Raw genomic sequence first — 18,896 nt, forward strand, 5'->3', positions numbered from 1 at the left:
ACAAATAGGCTCAGTGGAAATCGTGGCTGCGGATCGGGATGACCGGTTCGAGGTCGCGCCCCACCATGCGCCGTTCGCGCGGGTCGATCGTGCCGCCATGCGTGGCACCGTCGCCGGGCATGGTCAGGCGCGGCAGGTCGATCTCGCCGATCTGGCGCAGCAGCCCGGTGAGATCGGTGATGCGGTCGGCGATGATGTGGATCGTGCCGCTTTCGCTTTGCACGCGACCGCTGACGCTGAGCATCGCCGCCGCCATCACCGTGCGGCGCTGCGCCTCGAAGCGGTCGGGCCACAGGATCGCGTTGGCGATGCCGGTCTCGTCTTCCAGCGTGACGAACACCACGCCCTTGGCGCTGCCGGGGCGTTGCCGCACCAGAATGAGCCCCGCCACTTCGACGCGGGTGCCGTCCTTCAACCGCTTGAGATCGCCGCAGCGGGTGATGCGGCGGCGGTCGAGGGTGCCGCGCAGGAAGCTGACCGGATGCGCGCGCAGCGACAATTGCGTCGCGCGGTAATCCTCGACCACCTCCCGCCCGGCGGTGAGTGCGGCGAGCGTGACGCTCGGTTCGCTGGGGGATTCGATCGCGGCGAACAAAGGCAGCGGCTTTTGCCCCAACGCCTTCACCGCCCATAAGGCCTGGCGCCGGTCGATGCCGAAGCCGTGGAACGCATCGGCCTGGGCGAGCTTTTCGAGCGTCAGCAGCGAGACGCCCGCGCGCCGCCAGACATCCTCGATCGAGCTGAACGGGCGCGTTGCGCGGGCGATGAGGATGCGGCCGGCATCCTCGCCCGACAGGCCGAGCACGATGCGCAAGCCCAGGCGGAGGGGAAGGAGATCTTGAGTGCCCCTCTCCCCGGCCCTCTCCCCGCTTGCGGGGAGAGGGAGTAGGGTTGTGTCCCAGTCGCTCCGGTTGACGCACACCGGCACCACCCGCACGCCATGTTCGCGCGCGTCGCGGACGATTTGGGCGGGGGCGTAAAAGCCCATGGGCTGGGCGTTGAGCAGCGCCGCGCAGAAGATGTCGGGGTGGTGGCATTTCAGCCAGGCCGAGGCGTAGGCTATCTTTGCGAAGCTCGCCGCGTGGCTTTCGGGGAAGCCATAGCTGCCAAAGCCCTCGATCTGCTTGACCAGCCGCTCGGCGAAATCCTGGCTGATGCCGTTGGCGCGCATCCCTTCGATCAGCGGATCGCGGAATTTGCCGACGCCGCCGGTCATCTTGAAGGTTGCCATCGCGCGGCGCAGCCGGTCGGCCTCGCCCGCGCTGAACCCGGCGCCGAGGATGGCGACCTGCATCGCCTGTTCCTGGAACAGCGGCACGCCCAGCGTCTTTTCCAGCACCTCGCGCAATTTGGGGCTGGGATAGTCGATCTCCACCTTGCCGATGCGGCGTTGTTCGCGGCGTTTGAGATAGGGGTGGACCATGTCGCCCTGGATCGGCCCCGGACGAACGATCGCCACCTGGATCGCGATGTCGTAGAAATTTTCGGGGCGCATCCGCGGCAGCATCGACATTTGCGCGCGGCTTTCGATCTGGAAGGTGCCCAGCGTGTCGGCCTCTTGAATCATCGCAAAAGTGGCGGGGTCGTCCTCCTGCAACTCGGCACTGTCGAGCCGCAGGTCGATGCCTTTATGATTGCGCAGCAGATCGAAACAGCGGCGCAGGCAGCCGAGCATGCCGAGCCCGAGAATATCGACCTTCATCAGCCCGATTTCCTCGACATCGAGCTTTTCCCATTCGACCACGCGGCGATCGACCATCGCGGCGGGTTCGACCGGCACCAGATCGTCGAGCCGGTCATGCGCGAGCACGAAGCCGCCGGGATGCTGCGACAAATGGCGCGGCGTGCCGATCAATTGCGTGGCGAGGTCGAGCGTCAGCGCGAGGCGCGGCTCGCTGGCATCGAGGTTGAGCGCGGCGACATGCTCCTCGGGCACGCCGTCATTCGACCAGCCCCAGATTTGCGAGGCGAGCGCGGCGGTCATGTCCTCGGGCAGGCCCAGCGCCTTGCCGACTTCGCGCACTGCGCCGCGCGAGCGATAGCGGCTGACGACGGCGGTGAGCGCGGCGTGGTTCTGCCCATAGGTGTCGTAGATCCACTGGATCACTTCCTCGCGCCGTTCGTGTTCGAAATCGACGTCGATGTCGGGCGGTTCGTGGCGTTCGGTGGAGATGAAGCGTTCGAACAGCAGCTTGTGCTTGACCGGATCGATCGAGGTGATGCCGAGCACGAAGCAAATCACCGAATTCGCCGCCGATCCGCGCCCCTGGCACAAAATGCCCTGGCTGCGGGCATAGCGCACGATCGAATTCACCGTCAGGAAATAGGGCGCATAGCCCATATGCGCGACCAGGCCGAGTTCGTGTTCGAGCAAGCTGGTATAAGCGGGCGGGGGCGTGCCGTCGAAGCGATCGGCCAGCGCGGTGCGTGCCATCGCCGCCAGCGCCTCCTGCGGGGTGCGCTGGCTGATCACGATCTCGTCGGGATAGCGATACTGGTCTTTCAACTCGCGCAAGCTGAAGGTGCAGCGCTCGACGATCGCGGCGGCGGCGGCGAGCGCGCGCGGGTGCGGCCTGAAGCGGCGCGCCATTTCCACGGGGCCTTTGAGATGGCGGTCGGCGCTGCGTTCGCGGGCATGGCCGAGCGCGTCGATCGTGCAGCGGTGGCGGATCGCGGTGACGACATCCTGCAGCATCCGCCGCTCGGGCACGTCATACAGCACGTCGCCAGTGGCAAGCGGGCTCAGGCCGAAGTGCCGGGCGTGCGCGTCGAGCGTGTGGAGCCGCTGCGCATCGCCGGGGCGGCGGTGCTGCGTCAGGCAGAGATGGCCGCGCGCGCCGAACACGTCGGCCATCCAGCGCAACGCCTGGTCATTCTCGGCGAAGGTTTCGGTGAGGCGTGGGACGAGGGCTGCGACCAGCCCCTCGGCATGCGCCGCGACATCCTCCCAATGCAGGAAGCAGTGGCCCTTCTCGCCCTTTTGCGGATCGGCGCGGCCCTTGCCGAGGGTCAGCAGCCGGGTGAGGCGGCTCCAGCCGGCGCGATCCTCGGGCCAGACCAGCACCGACGTGCCGTCGACCAGATCGAGCCGGCAGCCCGCGACCAGCCGGATCGGGCGGATCGTCGACATTTGTTCGGCGGCGACTAGCCCACGCACCACCCCGCCAACCGAATTGCGATCGGTGATGCCGAGCGCGGGCATCCCGGCAATGGCGGCGGCCTGAAACAGATCCTCGGGCGAGGACGCGCCGCGCAGGAAGCTGTAATGCGTCGTCACCTGGAGCTCGCACCACGTCACCCGAACGATCCGTGCATGAACCAGGCGAGATCACCCGTCTCGCCGCGTTCGCCATCGCCGCGGCGGAACAGCCAGAAACGCTGTCCGGCCTCATCCTCGACCTGGAAATAGTCGCGCACGCTGTGCCGCTCGGTGCCGCGCTTCCACCACTCGCCGAGAATGCGTTCGGGGCCGTCGGCGCGGACCACGCGGTGCGCCATGCCGCGCCAGGTGAAGCGCTTGGGCGGCTGATCGGGCAATTCGGCGAGGACATGGTCGAGCAGTTCGGGCCGCCGCAACAGCCGCACCGGGCGCGGCCAACGCGGATCCCAGGGATGGAGTGCGCGCGAGCGATCGAGCTGGCGGACATCGTCGGGCTTGCTCTTGGGCGCGGCGCGGGGCGGTAGATCGAGCGGCGGGGCGGCGGCGACCGAGCGTTCGGGCACGTCGCTTTCGACCGGCACGCTGCGCCACAGCGCGCTTATGCCAATGCGGTTGGCGAGCGTGTCGATTAGCGGCGCAAGATCGGGCGCGCGGTCTTCGAGCGTTTCGGCAAAGGGCTCGGCACCGAGCGGATCGGCGCGGCGGACGTGGAGCGCGAGCGCGTCAATGCCATAGCCCGGCGCGATTTCCTCGATCCGGCGCACGATCAGCCGCAACAGATGCGCGCCGTCGCGCGTCGGGCGGGCGAGGCCGATGCGCAGGCGCTGCGGCACGCCGTCGATGCGGTCCGCAACCAGATCGACCAGCCGCGCACCCAGCCCCGCTTCGGCCAGGGCGGTGACGAGGCGCGGCATCAGCACGCCCAGCCAATGCGCGATCGCCTCGGCGGTGGCGATCGGCTCGGCGAAGCGCTGCACGACGCCGACCGCTTCGGGCGGGATGACGGGGTTGAGCGGTTCCGCCAGCCGCCCCGACGCCTGATCGAGCCGCGCGATGAGCGTGCCGCCGAAACGGCGCGCGAGCGGGGCGCGGGGCAGGGCGGCGAGCTGGCCGATCGTCTCGATCCCCAGCCGCTTGAGCAGGTCGCGCGCGCGCGGTTCGAGCCGCAGCGCGGCGGTTGGCAGCGGGGCGAGGGCGTCGGGATGCGCGCCGGGCGGGCAGATTTGCGGGGCGTAGCGGGCGAGCGCCCAGGCCGCGCCCGGCGTATCCGCCACGGCGACGCGCGCGGTGAAGCCGTGCCGCTTTAGCAACGCCACGATCCGCCGTGCCATCCGCGCCTCCCCGCCGAACAGATGCGCGGTGCCGCTGATATCGAGGAACAGCCCGTCTTCGCCCGACGGCATCACCACCGGGCACCAACGCCTGGCTGCAAGCATGGCGAGGCGCAGCAAGGCGGCGCGGTCGCCCTCCGGGTCGGCGGGGCGGATGTCGAGCCCGGGCACCAGCGCCCGCGCCTGCGTCACCGCCATGCCGGGCGCGAGCCCGAGCGCACGCGCGGCGGGGCAAGCGGCGGCGATGAGGAGCGCGTTGCCCGATTGGAGGCTGGTGATGACAGCCTTGTTCGTCACCCCGGCCCCGTGCCGGGGTCCACCCATCACCACATTGCGTCGTTCGAGGAGAGGAGTGGACCCCGGCACAAGGCCGGGGTGACGGTCGCCGCCGACACGATGATCCCGCACCACCGCGCCGCCCTCATCGGGCGGCATCGCCTTGAACGGATGCGGTGCGGCCTCGCTCACGCGCCCGGCGCGACGGCCGCGGGGTGGCTCTTCGGTCCGCGCCCAGCGCGCGCCGGGACGCCAGCCACCACCGCGCGGCACCGAACAGGCGACGGCCTGTTCCTGCGCGGCGATGGCGTTCAGCGGTACGGTATCGACCGGCGCGCGCTCAGGCGGCGTGGCGATACGCTCGGCCTGCGCCAGCCGTTCGATCGGCCAGTCGGGCAGGTAGAGCGAGGCGACCCGTTTCATCGCATGCCTCCATCGTCCAGTCGGCGGGTTCGCCGCCGCGTTGGCGGACCAGTTCCACCCGCCAGCGCGCCCGCCCGACTCCCGCCGCGCCGACCGGCAGCGGGGCGGAGGGGGCCGCCGCAATACGCCAGCGCGTCACGGCGGCGGACGGCACCGCGAGCGGGTTGCCGCCGCCTTTATCGGTCGCGGCGCGGGCATGGCGCTTGAGCAGCAAGGCGATGGTCTTGCCGCCCTCCGCCGCCAGTTGCAGCCGCCGCGTATTGGGCATGGCCGCGCGTTTCACTTCGCCGACCACCGCGCCAAGGCCACGGTGGCGCAGCCCCTCCTCCATCAAGGCGAGCAGTTCGGCATCGTCGGCGGCCTCGGCATAGATCAGCCGTTCGGGCGCAAGCCCGGCCTGGTAGAGTCCGGGCGCGAACAGGTCGCGCCGCCGCACCACCCACAGCACGGGACCCCAGGCGCGCGCCGCGATTCCGGCCATGAACAGCGTGGCGGCGGCATCGTCCGACGGGGCGGCGCTGGCGGCGGCGATCTCATGCAGCGAATCGAGCCGGAGCCCGCCGGGCGCCAGCTTCTCGTCGATCGCGCCGATCCCGAAGGGCAGCACGGGGCGACGGCGCAGCCCGTCGCGTTCCACCTTCTTCAGGCTTTCGCGAAGCTCGGCTATGATCGCCGAGGAGGGGATGGCAGGACAGGACACGGCCACGACTCGCACAATAGGTTCGTTCCTATTTTGTTCCGTTTGTCGTTCCTGAGTCAAGCGGCCTCTTATCGCAATTGGGACGGTCCGGCGTTTCCCCGCGTTCGCCCCTCTCGCCAAAGCCCACGAAATTTTATAACAACGATTCGAAAGAGCGTTTTTGCGTGCCCGAGCGTTGGTACAGCGCACGCCCCGTTTGGAGAGATCATGGCAAGCGACCGCGTTCCTGCGCATTTGAAGCCCAATTTGCCGCCTTTGTCGCTCTATGTGCCCGAACCCAAATTCCGGCCCGGCGACACGGTCGATTTTACGCAGGTGGCGATTCCACCCGCAGGCGAAACGCGGCGGCCCGACACTGCCGACCATGCCGAGAGCTTCACCGATCTCGCCTATCAACTGGTGCGCGTGCTCGATGAGAACGGCCAGGCGGTCGGCCCGTGGAACCCGCGCCTGTCGCCCGATATGCTGCGGGGCATGTTGCGCAGCATGGCGCTGGTGCGCGCGTTCGACGAGCGCATGTTCCGCGCGCAGCGCCAGGGAAAGACCAGCTTCTACATGAAGTGCACCGGCGAGGAGGCGGTCGCGGTCGCCGCCGCCTTTGCGCTCGATTATGAGGACATGTGCTTCCCCTCCTATCGCCAACAGGGCCTGCTGATCGCGCGCGGCTGGTCGATGGTCGACATGATGAACCAGATCTATTCGAACACCGCCGACCGGCTGCACGGCAAGCAATTGCCGATCATGTATTCGGTCAAGGAAGCCGGGTTTTTCTCGATCTCGGGCAATCTGGCGACGCAATATCCCCAAGCCGTCGGCTGGGCGATGGCGAGCGCGGCCAAGGGCGATACGCGCATCGCGGCGACCTGGTGCGGCGAGGGATCGACCGCCGAGGGCGATTTCCATTCGGCCTGCACCTTTGCCAGCGTCTACCGCGCGCCGGTGATCTTCAACGTCGTCAACAATCAATGGGCGATTTCGAGCTTCTCGGGGTTTGCGGGCGCGGAATCGACGACCTTCGCGGCGCGCGCGGTCGGCTATGGGATCGCCGGGCTTCGCGTCGACGGCAATGACGCGCTGGCGGTCTATGCCGCCACCGCCTGGGCGGCGGAGCGCGCGCGCACCAACCAGGGGCCGACGCTGATCGAGCATTTCACCTATCGCGCGGAAGGCCATTCGACTTCGGACGATCCGGGGCAATATCGCTCGGCGGGTGAGCCGACGGCCTGGCCGCTGGGCGATCCGATCGCGCGGTTGAAGGATCATCTCATCGCGATCGGCGAATGGGACGAGGAACGCCATGCAGCGCAGGACAAGGAGTTGGCGGAGCAAGTGAAGGCCGCGCAAAAGGAAGCCGAGGCCAACGGCGTGCTCGGCCACGGTCTGCACCAGCCGCTCGACAGTCTGTTCGATGGCGTGTTCGAGGAAATGCCGTGGCATTTGCGCGAGCAGCAAGCGCAAATGATCGCCGAAGAAACCGCCAGCGGCCGCCCATGGGCGCGCAAGTGATGGGTGCGCGCAAAATCTCCCTCTCCCATTGGGAGAGGGAAGGGGCCCATCGCGTCAGCGATGGGAAGGGTGAGGGCGATGCCCCGCGCCCGGTCACCCTCACCCTTCCGGCGCTTCGCGCCTCCCTCCCTCTCCCGATGGGAGAGGGATTATGAGCGACATCATGCCAGAAACCGAAACCGCTTCCGAAACCCCGACCTCCACCCGCATGAACATGATCCAGGCGATCAACTCCGCCATGGACGTGATGATGGACCGTGACCCCGATATCGTCGTGATGGGCGAGGATGTCGGCTATTTCGGCGGCGTGTTCCGCGCGACGGCGGGCTTGCAGTCCAAATATGGCAAGACCCGCGTATTCGATACGCCGATCACCGAATGCGGCATCATCGGCGTCGCGGTGGGGATGGGGGCCTATGGCTTGCGGCCGGTGCCCGAAATCCAGTTCGCCGATTATATCTATCCTGCGCTCGACCAGTTGGTGAGCGAGGCGGCGCGCTTGCGCTATCGCTCGGCCGGGGAATTCACCGCGCCGATCACGGTGCGCTCCCCGTTCGGCGGCGGCATCTTCGGCGGGCAGACGCACAGCCAGAGCCCCGAGGGCATCTTCACCCATGTCTCGGGCATCAAGACGGTGATCCCCTCGACACCCTATGACGCCAAGGGCCTGTTGATCGCGGCGATCGAGGATAATGATCCGACGCTCTTCTTCGAGCCAAAGCGCATCTATAATGGCCCGTTCGACGGCCATTGGGACCGCCCGACGCAAAACTGGTCGCAGCATCCGGCGGGGGATGTGCCGACCGGCTATTACAAGATCGAACTGGGCAAGGCCAAGGTGGTGCGGCCGGGCGAAGCGCTGACGGTGCTGGCTTACGGCACTATGGTCCACGTCGCGCTGTCGGTAATCGTCGAAGCGGGCGTCGATGCCGAGGTGATCGATCTGCGCACGCTGGTGCCGCTCGACATCGAGACGATCGAGGCGTCGGTGAAGAAGACCGGACGCTGCATGATCGTGCACGAAGCGACGCGCACTGGCGGCTTTGGCGCGGAGCTGTCGGCGTTGGTGCAGGAGCGCTGCTTCTACCATCTCGAAGCCCCGATCGAGCGCGTCACCGGCTTCGACACGCCATACCCGCACAGCCTGGAATGGGCGTATTTCCCGGGCCCCGTCCGTATCGGCGAGGCGCTCAAGAAAATCATGAAAGACGCATAATGGGGCTTTTGTCCCTCCCGTTCGTGTCGAGCGAAGTCGAGACACCTGCGCGGCACCAAGTTTCTCGACTTCGCTCGAAACGAACGGATCTAGTGTAATGGCACGCTTCACCTTCAAACTCCCCGATATCGGCGAAGGCATTTCCGAGGCCGAAATCGTCGCCTGGCATGTGAAGGTCGGCGACCGGATCGAGGAAGACCAGCAGATCGCCGACATGATGACCGACAAGGCGACGGTCGAGATGGAATCGCCCGTGTCCGGCATTGTGATCGAACTGGCGGGCGAGGTCGGCGACCAGGTGTCGATCGGCGCGGCGCTGGTGGTGATCGAGACCGAGGGCGATTTCTCGGCAGCGGAAGCGCCTGCGCTGGAGCCGGTGACCGATGAAGTGAAGGCTGCACCGCTGAGTACCGATCAGGTCGAGGTGGCGGAGCAATATGAGGCGGAGAACCCGGGGGTGGAGACACCTTCTCCCTCTCCCCTCCGGGGAGAGGGTCGGGGAGAGGGGACGTCCGCAACGGGCGGTGCCCCCAGCGATCCAGCACAGCCCCTCTCCCCGCCCCTCTCCCCTGAAGGGGAGAGGGAGAAAGGGGTCCTCGCCTCTCCCGCCGTGCGCGCACGCGCCGCCGATCTCGGCATCGACCTCGCCCAAGTGAAGACCGAGGGCGACCGCGTGCGCCATGCCGATCTCGATGCGTTCCTGCGCTATGGCCAGGGGCAGGGCTATCACGCGCCGCACGTCAGCCACGCCCGCGCCGATGAGGCGATCAAGGTGATCGGCATGCGCCGCCGCATCGCCGAGAATATGGCGGCGTCGAAGCGCGCGATCCCGCATTTCACCTATGTCGAGGAAATCGACGTCACCGCACTGGAGGCCATGCGCGCCGATTTGAATGGCGCGCGTGGGCAGCGGCCCAAATTGACGATGCTCCCGCTGCTGATCGCGGCGATCTGCAAGACCGTACCCGCCTTCCCGATGATCAACGCGCGCTATGACGATGAAGCCGGTGTGGTGACGCGGCATGGCGCGGTGCATCTCGGCATGGCGACGCAGACCGATGCCGGGCTGACCGTCCCCGTGATCCGCGATGCGCAGGATCGCAATGTCTGGCAATTGGCCGCCGAAATCCTGCGCCTGGCCGAGGCGGCGCGCGCCAATAAGCTGAAGCCCGATGAAATGGGCGGCGGCACGCTGACGGTCACCTCGCTCGGGCCGCTTGGCGGGATCGCGACGACGCCGGTGATCAACCGGCCCGAAGTGGCGATCATCGGACCCAACAAGATCGTCGAGCGGCCTGTCTTTGTCGGCGACGAGATCGTGCGTGCCAAGCTGATGAACCTGTCGATCAGTTGCGATCACCGCGTGGTCGATGGCTGGGATGCGGCAAGCTTCGTGCAGGCGCTCAAGCGCTATCTCGAAACGCCGGTATTGTTGTTCGCCGACTGAAATCCGTCATGATCGGCTGATAGGGCACCTGTATGCGCTTTGATTTGCTCCAGTCGATCAGTCTTGCCGGGGATATCGCGGTCGCCAATGACGATCGCGCCGGGTCGAGCGATGCGCTCGCCTGGGTGATCGACGGCGCGACCGATCTGGGCGAGCCGGGGCTGGTCGGGTCACGCGGTGGCGCGGCATGGCTGGCGCTGGAGGCGGATGTTGCCTTTGCCGCAGCGGGCGACGCCTCGATCGATGCGATCTGCAAGGGTGTGTTCGCCCGGCTTGCGCGGCGGTTTGCGGCGCAGCGGACGCGCGCGCCCATCTCCGCCTGGGAATTGCCCAGCGCGTCCTTCCTGGCGGCACGCGTCGGCAAGGAGGGGCTGGCGTGCCGCTGGCTGGGCGATTGTGCGGGGTTGCTCAAGCGCGGCGATACCGTCGAGCGGATCGGGCCGCCCGCCAGCAAGGACGACGAAAATGCCAGTGCGGCCGCGCTGGCCGAGCATGGGCTTGGCCTGAAGCAGCGACCGCAGCCGATCCTCGAAGTGCTGCGCGCTGCGCGTGAACGTCCCGACCGTTATATCCTCGGGGTCGATCCGGCGGCAGCGGCACATCTCGGCGGCGCGGAACTGCCGTGCAGCGTGGGGGACGAACTGCTGCTGATGAGCGACGGCTTTGCGGCGCTGATCGACGTTTATGGCCAGCACGACGAGGCGGGTCTGTTCGGGGAACTCGCCACCAGCGGCTTGACCGGGCTCGCGCTGCAATTGCGCGCGATCGAACAGGAGGATGGCGATTTCGGTCGCTTCCCGCGCTTCAAGGGATCGGACGACGCCACCGCCGTGTGGCTGCGAATTGCCGCCTGAACCCGGTCGCCAGACACATTTGAGAGACATTTCCCGCGTAGCACGCCGGTTCGACGCATCCGGAGGGCAAGATGGTGGGTTTTTGGCTTGGGCTGGCACTGATGGCCGGTGTGCAGCAAGGGGGACCCGGTCCTGACGGACCCCCGCCGCCCCCGCCGCCGGGCGGTCCCCGCCCCCCGCACGGTCGCTTGTTCATCAGCCCGATGGGCGAACCGTTCCGTGGCGAAGATCCGATTGGTGCCTGGTTCGCCGGTGCCGACGCCAATCATGACGGCGTGGTGACCGAGGCCGAATTCATTGCCGATGCCGACCGTGTGTTTCTGCTGCTCGATCGCGAGCATGATGGCGAGATCGATCCCCAGGACATCGATTATTATGAAACCGTCCTTGTCCCCGAAATCCGCTATGGCGGCGGCGAGCCGGGCGGTCCGGGCGGCGGCGGCGGGGGGCGTCGCGGCGGCGGCCATGGCGGGCGCCCAGGCGGCGAGGGTGGCCCACCCCCGGGTGGCGGCGGCGGCGGGGGCCGTGGTGGTCGTCGTGGTGGCGGCGCGCCCGAGGGTGGCGGCGAGTCGGGCAAATCCGGTCCGGCGTATGACGACGTTGCGCGCGGCGCGGCCCGTTTTGGTTTCTTTGCCTATCCCGAGCCGATCACGGCGGCCGACGCCAATCTGAACCGCGGGGTCGACATCACCGAGTTCCGCAAGGCGGCGGCAGAGCGCTTCGCGATGCTGGACAAGAAGGGCGACGGGCGGTTGACGCGTGAGGAGCTGCCCAAATTGTCGCCACCGCCGGGACGTGGCGGCCGTCAGGGCTGGTATGGCGGCAAGCGCCGTACCGCAGGCGGCGGCCCCGAGCCGATCGAGCAGGCCCCACCCGAGCAATGATCTCGTCAACCCCGCTCCCGCGATGGCAGCCGAGGTTCGGCTTGCCAGTCCCCGATCGCGCGATGCTATAGCGCGTCGCGGGTTTGGCCGGTCGGCCGGACCGGGCAGGAGAGGGTGATGAAGCGCGACGTACGGTTTCCCAATGCGGCCGGGGTTCAGCTGGCCGGGTCGCTGGAAGTCCCGCCCGGGCGGATTCGCGCAGTGGCGCTGTTCGCGCATTGCTTCACGTGCACCGCGCAAAGCCATGCGGCGCGGCGTGTCAGTCTCGCGCTCGCCGAACAGGGCATCGCCACGCTGCGCTTCGATTTTACCGGGCTCGGCCAAAGCGAGGGCGCGTTCGCCGACAGCCATTTCGGCGCGAATGTCGATGATCTGGTGGCGGCGGCGGCGTTTCTGGCAGGGGATGTGGGCGCGCCGGCGATCCTGATCGGCCATTCGCTAGGCGGGGCAGCGGTGATCGCCGCCGCCGAACGCATCCCCTCGGCCAAAGCGGTGGTGACGATCGCCGCGCCGTTCGATCCACGCCATGTGCTGCATTTGATCCAGGGCGCGCACGACATTGCCGACACGCCGCGCGATGTGTCGATCGGCGGGCGACCGTTTCGCATCGGGCGCGAGTTCCTCACGTCGGTTGAAGGGCAGGATCAGGCGGCGCGGCTGGCGCGATTGAAGCGCGCGCTGCTGGTGCTGCATTCGGCCACCGACGCGACCGTCGGTGTCGAAAATGCCCGCGCGATTTTTGAGGCGGCGAAACACCCCAAGAGCTTCGTCGCGCTCGACGGGGCGGACCATTTGCTGACCGATGCCGAACAGGCACAATATGTCGCACAGATCATCGCCGCCTGGGTGCAGCCTTTCCTGGGGCCGGCAATGGCGATCGACGCGGTGCCCGAGGGGCATGTGCGGGTGAGTTCGACCGATGCCAAGTTCGTCCAGATCGTCGAATCCTCGGGCCACAGTTTTATCGCTGACGAGCCATTGGCGATGGGCGGCAGCGATTACGGGCCAACGCCCTATGATCTGCTGTTGTCGGCGCTCGGCACCTGTACCGCGATGACGATCAAGCTGATCGCCGAGAAAGAGGGAATCCCGCTGACGGGCGTCTCGGTCGTGCTCCATCACAGCCGCCGCCATGCCGACGATTGCGCCGCCGCCGCCGGTGGGCGACCGCAGATCGAGGTGATCGAGCGGCGCATCACCTTGCAGGGCGATCTGACCGAGGCACAGCGGATGCGGATGCTGGTCATCGCCGACAAATGCCCGGTGCACCGCACGCTGGAGAGCGCACCGGTGATCGAGACGCGGCTGGTCTGACGGACGTCGCCGCTGGACAGCGCGCGTGCTGCTGCGCAAAGCCGGGGGGGGCGGGCATCTGGGCTCCGGGGTGGAAAGACACGAGGCGATGGCGCGGCTGATCCTGTTCAACAAGCCGTATGACGTGCTGTCGCAATTCACCGATAGCAGCATCGGCGCGGCGCGCGCGACGCTGTCGGACTTCATCGCGGTGCCGGGGGTTTATCCGGCCGGGCGGCTCGACCGCGATAGCGAGGGGCTGTTGCTGCTGACCGATGACGGGCGCTTGCAAGCGCGCATCGCCGATCCGCGCTTCAAACTGCCCAAGACCTATCTCGTCCAGGTCGAAGGGGAACCCGATGCCGCCAGCCTTGATCGCCTGCGGCAGGGGGTGGAGTTGAAGGATGGCATCACCCGCCCGGCCGAGGTCGAGCGGATCGACCCGCCCGAACTGTGGCCGCGCGATCCGCCGGTGCGGTTCCGCAAGAGCGTGCCCGATTGCTGGATCCGGCTGACGATCCGCGAGGGGCGCAACCGCCAGGTGCGGCGGATGACGGCGGCGGTGGGCTTCCCCACCTTGCGGCTGGTGCGCTGGGGCATTGGCGCGTGGACGCTCGACGGCTTGGCACCGGGGACGTGGCGCGAAGCGCCGGTGGGGTAAGCCGGGCGCTTACACGATCTCGAACAGGCCCGCCGCGCCCATGCCGCCTGCGGTGCACATCGACACCACCACCCAGCGCACGCCGCGCTTGCGGCCTTCGATCAGCGCGTGGCCGACAAGGCGCGATCCGGTCATGCCGAAGGGATGGCCGATCGCGATGGCGCCGCCATTGACGTTGTAGCGATCGGGATCGATGCCGAGCATGTCGCGGCAATAGAGGCATTGCGAGGCGAAGGCTTCGTTGAGTTCCCAAAGGCCGATGTCGTCGACCGACAGCCCGGCACGGGCGAGCAATTTGGGAATGGCGAAGACCGGGCCGATGCCCATTTCATCGGGCGCGCAGCCGGCCGCCTGGAAACCGCGATACAGGCCAAGCACCTCGCGCCCTTCGGCGAGGGCCGTCGCATGGTCCATCACGATCTGCGCGGAGGCACCGTCGGACAATTGGCTGGCATTGCCCGCCGTCACATGCTGGCCGGGGCCGGAAAAATCGCCGCCGGGCCACACCGTCTTCAACCCTGCCAGCGCCTCCGCCGTCGTGCCCGCGCGAATGCCCTCGTCCTGTGCGAGCGTCACGGTTTCGCTGCCGGTGCGGTTGCCCTCCTTGTCGAACAGCGCCTTTTCGACGGTGATGGGCGCGATTTCCTCGCGAAACGCCCCGGTTTCGAGCCCGCGCGCCGCGCGCTGCTGGCTTTGCGCGGCATAGGCATCCTGTGCAGCGCGACTGATGCCATAACGCTCGGCGACGATCTCGGCGGTTTCGATCATCGGCACATAGGCGGCGGGCTCGCGCGCGATGACCGACTGGTTGATGTAGCGCGGCGCATCCTTGGTGACGGTGAGGCTGATCGACTCCATGCCACCCGCCAAAGCGACGTCGATCTCGTTGCAAATAATGCTGCGGGCAGCGAGTGCGATCGCGGTCAACCCCGAGCCGCATTTGCGATCGAGCGTGAAAGCGGGGACGGTTTCGGGCAAGCCCGCCGCGAAGGTCGCCATGCGCCCGGCATTGCCGCCCTGGCTACCCCATTGATTGCCGATACCCCAGAAGATCTCGTCGATACGCACCGGATCGATCCCCGCGCGTTGGACCGCTGCGTTCATCACATGCGCGGCAAGCACCGGCGCTTCGGTTGCGTTGAACGCGCCGCGATAGGCCTTGCCGATCGGGGTACGGGCGGTGGAGACGATCGCGGCTTCACGCATGGCAGACACTTTCGAGCTTTGGGTATGGAATCCGGGTGTAGAGCCTGCACGCTTTCTCCACAAGCGCCGGATCATGCGTGGACGCGGCGTGGAGTACACGGTTGACCCGTCCCGCCCGGAAGCCACAATGACCCGCATGAGCCACATCCTGATCGTCGATGACGACCCGCATATCCGCGACTTGCTCGCCTTCGCGCTGGGCAAGGCCGGGATGAGCGTGGCCGAGGCGAGCGATGGCGAGGACGCGCAGGCCGCGATCGCGCGGCGTATGCCCGATCTGATGGTGCTCGACATCAACATGCCGCGGCTGAATGGGCTCGATCTGTGCCGTGCGCTCCGCGCCGAGGGCGGGGCGGCGGCGGCGCTGCCGATCCTGTTCCTGTCCTCGCGCGACGACGAGATCGACCGTATCGTCGGGATCGAGATTGGCGGCGACGATTACGTGGTGAAGCCGTTCTCGCCGCGCGAAGTGGTGGCGCGCGTCGGCGCGATTTTGAAACGCGGTACGCGCGCGGCGGTGGGGGCGACGACGGTCACGCACAACCGGCTGACGCTCGACACCGATGGCTGGGAAGCGCGCTGGGACGAGACGCCGGTGCCGCTGACCGCGACCGAATTCCAGTTGCTTTTGTTGTTCGCGACCAGCCCGGCCAAGGTGTTCTCGCGCGATGCGATCATCGACCGGCTGCACGGGCCGGGCTTTGCCATTACCGATCGCACGATCGACAGCCATGTGCGCAACTTGCGCGGCAAATTCCCCGGCGTCGATCTGGTCGAGACGCGCGCCGGGATCGGCTATCGCATCGGTCGTTGTGCGTGATCGGCTGGCTGAAGGCGCTGGCCAAGGCGCATTGGCCGCGCCTGCATTTGAGCGCGATCCTGTTCGGCACCTTGCTGTTCGTGGCGTCGCTGCCCGGCGTCGCGGCGCTGTCGCTGCGCGTTTATGAAAATACGCTTGTTCAGCAGACCGAGTCCGAACTGATCGCGCAAAGCGTGGTGCTGGCGGCGGCGTATAAGGCGGCGTGGTATGACGCCGCGCACGCGCCGCAGCCCGATCCATCGGCCCGCCCGCTCGCGCCCGAAGCGCCCGCGATCGATTTGCGCACCATGCCGGTGCTGCCGCGTGCGCCGGCTGGCGTGCGGGCCGGCGCGGCCGATCCGCGCGCGCTGCAGGTCGCAGCGCGGCTGCGACCGATGGTCGGCGATGCGGTGGCGGTGACGCTGACCGGAACGCGGCTGTTGGATGCGCACGGCATTGTCGTGCTGGGGCGCGGCGATGCCGGACAGAGTCTTGCCGGGTTGGCCGAAGTCCGCGCGGCGCTCGCCGGGCACAGCGCGACCGTGTTGCGCGAACGCAGCGCCGCCGAAATGGCTGATTGGCGTGCCGCGCTCAGCCGCGCTTACGCGATCCGTGTCCACCATGCGCGCCCGGTGATTGCCGATGGCAAGGTGATCGGCGTGGTGATGGTGACGCGCTCGCCGCGTGGGCTGTTCATCGGCATCTGGCAGGACCGTTTCGCGATCCTGCTGGGCGCCGGGCTGATCTTCCTGACGCTGCTGGTGCTGGCGGGTCTGTTGTCGCGCGGCATTGCGCGGCCGATCATGGCGCTGGCGCGCGCCAGCGAGGAGGTGGCGCGCGGTGTGCCGGTGGTGCCCGAAACGCCGGTGACCGCCGCGATCGAGATCGCGCAGCTCTACGACAATTTCCGCGCAATGGCCGAGCGGATCGAGCGGCGCCAACGCTATCTGCGCGATGTCGCGGCGGCGGTGGCGCATGAGTTCAAGACGCCGATTGCTGGGATTCGCGGCGCGCTGGAACTGCTCGACGAGCATGGCGGGACGATGCGCGCGGAGGAGCGGCAGCGCTTTCTTGGCAATGCCACCGCCGATGCCGACCGGCTGGCGCGGTTGGTGCAGCGGCTGCTCGATCTAGCGCGTGCCGACATGACGACGATCGAGGCGGGCGCACAGGCCGATGTCGTCGCGGCGGCGCGGCGCGTGGCGGATTCGCTGCGCTCGGAGCATTTTGCGGTGGTGATCGCGGCGGACGCCGTGCCGCTGGCGCGGGTGACGAGTGCGGCGATCGAGACGATCCTGGAAACCGTGGTCGAAAATGCGCGGCAAGCGGGTGCGGCGCGGGTGACGATTGCGGTGGTGGCGCAGGGCGGCGTGGAGATTTCGATCGTCGATGATGGCCCCGGGGTGGCGGCGGCGGATCTGGAGCGCATTTTCGAGCCGTTCTTCACCGGACGGCGCGAGGCGGGCGGGGCTGGGCTGGGGCTCGCCATTGCGCGCTCCTTGCTGGCGGCGAGCGGGGGCACGATTGTGGCAGAGCGGGTGGCGGCGGGGGCGTGCTTCCGTATCTGCCTGTTGCGGGGGTGATTGGAGACAAGGGGTTTTCACGCGAAGACACGAAGCCACGAAGAAGATGTTTTCGCGCAGAGGCGCAGAGGAAAAGAGAGAGCACAAACGAGCGCGCAGCGCTCCCTCACCGCCCCTTTTGTCTCCCGACATCAGCCCCGAGCGTACCCCCTCCGCGTCCTCTGCGCCTCTGCGCGAAAACCTCTTCTTCGTGTCTTCGCGTGGAAACCCTATTCCTCGCCTTCCCCAGAGATATTTCCGCAAAAGCGTGTAGAGCCGCCCGATGACGACCTCTTACGATACCATCATCCTAGGCGCGGGCGCGGCGGGCCTGATGTGCGCCGCCACTGCCGGGCAACGCGGACGCCGCGTGCTGCTGATCGATCATGCCGAGGCGATCGGCAAAAAGATCCTGATCTCGGGCGGCGGGCGCTGCAATTTCACCAACGTGCATACCGCCGCCGATCGCTATCTCTCGGCCAACCCGCATTTCGCCAAATCGGCGCTGGGACGCTACACCGCTGCCGACTTCATCGCCCTGGTCGATAAGCACGGCATCGCCTGGCACGAAAAGACGCTGGGGCAATTGTTCTGCGACGGCTCGGCCAAGCAGATCGTCGCGATGCTGCAGGACGAATGCGATCGGGGTGGCGTGGAGATCGCGCTGGGAGCCCCGATCAGCGATGTCGCACACGCCGACGGGCAGCATCGCGTCACCTTCGGCAACTGTACCGCCAGCGCGCCCGCTCTGGTAATCGCGACGGGTGGCCCGTCCATCCCGCAAATGGGCGCGACGGGCTTTGCCTATGATCTGGCGCGGCGCTTCGGGCTGAAAGTGGTCGAACCGCGCCCGGCTTTGGTGCCGCTGACGCTGGGGGGCGAGGAGACGCTGTTCCGCGCGCTGTCGGGGGTGGCGGCGGAGGTGGTCGCGCGCGTTGGCAAGACGCGCTTTCGCGAGGCGGCGTTGTTCACCCACAAGGGGCTGAGCGGCCCGGCGATCCTGCAAGTCTCGTCTTACTGGCGGCATGGCGAGCCGGTCGCGATCGATTTCCTGCCCGCGCTGAAACCGGGCTGGCTGGTGGCGGCCAAACATGCGCGGCCGCGCGTGTCGCTGGCCTCGGCTCTGTCCAACCATTTGCCGGGACGGCTCGCCGAGACGCTGGCCGACCGGCTCGGCATCGAGGGCGAATTGGGCGCGGCGACCGACAAAGCGGTCGAGGCGGCGGCGCGGCACTTGGCGGACTGGGCGTTCACCCCCAATGGCACCGAGGGCTTTGCCAAGGCTGAGGTGACGGCGGGCGGGATTTCGACCGCCGAGCTTTCGTCCCAGACGATGGAAGCGCGCAAGGTGCCGGGGCTCTATGCGATTGGCGAGGCGGTCGATGTGACCGGCTGGCTTGGCGGGTATAATTTCCAATGGGCCTGGGCGAGCGGCTGGGCGGCTGGGATGGTGGTTTAAGGGGGCGTTTCATCGGCCTTGCGCTCCGCTGTGGGCCGGCCGACCCCCAGCCCCTCCCTTCCAGGGAGGGGAGGAAGAAGTAGGCTCCCGCCTTTCCAGGGAGTGGAGGAGGAATAGGG

14 protein-coding genes are annotated in these 18,896 nt (G+C 67.7%); 10 read left to right on the forward strand and 4 right to left on the reverse strand.

Annotation, left to right across the window (positions count from 1 at the left end):
* Positions 1-10 precede the first annotated feature (10 nt).
* The 3 genes from ACP7BL_RS07695 to ACP7BL_RS07705 are packed head-to-tail and all read right to left on the reverse strand — an operon-like array spanning position 11 to position 5,827.
* Complete coding sequence (locus ACP7BL_RS07695; RefSeq protein WP_426258011.1) at positions 11-3,298, reverse strand: error-prone DNA polymerase; 3,288 nt, start codon at positions 3,296-3,298, stop codon at positions 11-13.
* Positions 3,295-5,190 carry a DNA polymerase Y family protein gene (locus tag ACP7BL_RS07700; RefSeq protein WP_426258012.1) on the reverse strand — a complete coding sequence of 632 codons (1,896 nt, stop codon included), beginning with the start codon at positions 5,188-5,190 and terminating at the stop codon, positions 3,295-3,297. The genes ACP7BL_RS07695 and ACP7BL_RS07700 overlap by 4 nt, the downstream gene beginning before the upstream one ends.
* Positions 5,108-5,827, reverse strand: a complete 720-nt coding sequence (locus ACP7BL_RS07705) for an ImuA family protein (protein ID WP_372889541.1) — start codon at positions 5,825-5,827, stop codon at positions 5,108-5,110. Before ACP7BL_RS07705 ends, ACP7BL_RS07700 begins: the two co-directional genes overlap by 83 nt.
* A 270-nt stretch (positions 5,828-6,097) precedes the next feature.
* On the opposite strand from ACP7BL_RS07705, the gene ACP7BL_RS07710 reads away from it, so the two are divergent.
* The 7 genes from ACP7BL_RS07710 (at position 6,098) to ACP7BL_RS07740 (ending at position 13,751) form a co-directional block, all read left to right on the forward strand.
* Positions 6,098-7,396, forward strand: coding sequence for a 3-methyl-2-oxobutanoate dehydrogenase (2-methylpropanoyl-transferring) subunit alpha (locus ACP7BL_RS07710; RefSeq protein ID WP_126845521.1), 1,299 nt, complete (start codon positions 6,098-6,100; stop codon positions 7,394-7,396).
* A 208-nt stretch (positions 7,397-7,604) separates the two neighbouring features.
* Positions 7,605-8,612 (forward strand): alpha-ketoacid dehydrogenase subunit beta, encoded by a 1,008-nt coding sequence (locus tag ACP7BL_RS07715; protein WP_426258237.1) that lies wholly within the window; start codon positions 7,605-7,607, stop codon positions 8,610-8,612.
* A 97-nt stretch (positions 8,613-8,709) separates the two neighbouring features.
* Positions 8,710-10,059 carry a dihydrolipoamide acetyltransferase family protein gene (locus tag ACP7BL_RS07720; protein WP_426258013.1) on the forward strand — a complete coding sequence of 450 codons (1,350 nt, stop codon included), beginning with the start codon at positions 8,710-8,712 and terminating at the stop codon, positions 10,057-10,059.
* Between the two features lie 32 nt (positions 10,060-10,091).
* Positions 10,092-10,913: a hypothetical protein gene (locus ACP7BL_RS07725; RefSeq protein ID WP_426258014.1), complete on the forward strand. Its 822-nt coding sequence runs from the start codon at positions 10,092-10,094 to the stop codon at positions 10,911-10,913.
* A 203-nt stretch (positions 10,914-11,116) separates the two neighbouring features.
* Positions 11,117-11,797, forward strand: a complete 681-nt coding sequence (locus ACP7BL_RS07730; protein WP_310302040.1) for an EF-hand domain-containing protein — start codon at positions 11,117-11,119, stop codon at positions 11,795-11,797.
* A 117-nt stretch (positions 11,798-11,914) separates the two neighbouring features.
* Positions 11,915-13,111, forward strand: a complete 1,197-nt coding sequence (locus ACP7BL_RS07735; protein ID WP_137903359.1) for a bifunctional alpha/beta hydrolase/OsmC family protein — start codon at positions 11,915-11,917, stop codon at positions 13,109-13,111.
* Between the two features lie 88 nt (positions 13,112-13,199).
* Positions 13,200-13,751, forward strand: coding sequence for an rRNA large subunit pseudouridine synthase E (locus ACP7BL_RS07740; protein WP_126845526.1), 552 nt, complete (start codon positions 13,200-13,202; stop codon positions 13,749-13,751).
* Between the two features lie 9 nt (positions 13,752-13,760).
* Here the strand turns inward: ACP7BL_RS07740 and ACP7BL_RS07745 are convergent, their stop codons facing one another.
* Positions 13,761-14,957 carry an acetyl-CoA C-acyltransferase gene (locus ACP7BL_RS07745; RefSeq protein ID WP_426258015.1) on the reverse strand — a complete coding sequence of 399 codons (1,197 nt, stop codon included), beginning with the start codon at positions 14,955-14,957 and terminating at the stop codon, positions 13,761-13,763.
* Between the two features lie 127 nt (positions 14,958-15,084).
* Here ACP7BL_RS07745 and ACP7BL_RS07750 point away from each other — a divergent pair, with 127 nt between their 5' ends.
* The 3 genes from ACP7BL_RS07750 (at position 15,085) to ACP7BL_RS07760 (ending at position 18,777) form a co-directional block, all read left to right on the forward strand.
* On the forward strand, positions 15,085-15,777 hold the full coding sequence (locus ACP7BL_RS07750; RefSeq protein ID WP_426258016.1) for a response regulator: 693 nt from the start codon (positions 15,085-15,087) through the stop codon (positions 15,775-15,777).
* Positions 15,774-17,339, forward strand: coding sequence for a HAMP domain-containing sensor histidine kinase (locus tag ACP7BL_RS07755; protein ID WP_426258017.1), 1,566 nt, complete (start codon positions 15,774-15,776; stop codon positions 17,337-17,339). Before ACP7BL_RS07750 ends, ACP7BL_RS07755 begins: the two co-directional genes overlap by 4 nt.
* A gap of 262 nt (positions 17,340-17,601) precedes the next feature.
* Complete coding sequence (locus tag ACP7BL_RS07760; RefSeq protein ID WP_426258018.1) at positions 17,602-18,777, forward strand: NAD(P)/FAD-dependent oxidoreductase; 1,176 nt, start codon at positions 17,602-17,604, stop codon at positions 18,775-18,777.
* Positions 18,778-18,896 lie beyond the last annotated feature (119 nt).

Origin of the sequence: Sphingomonas sp. DC1600-2 (genome assembly GCF_049897605.1) — a bacterium.
In the GTDB taxonomy this organism is placed as follows: Bacteria; Pseudomonadota; Alphaproteobacteria; order Sphingomonadales; family Sphingomonadaceae; genus Sphingomonas.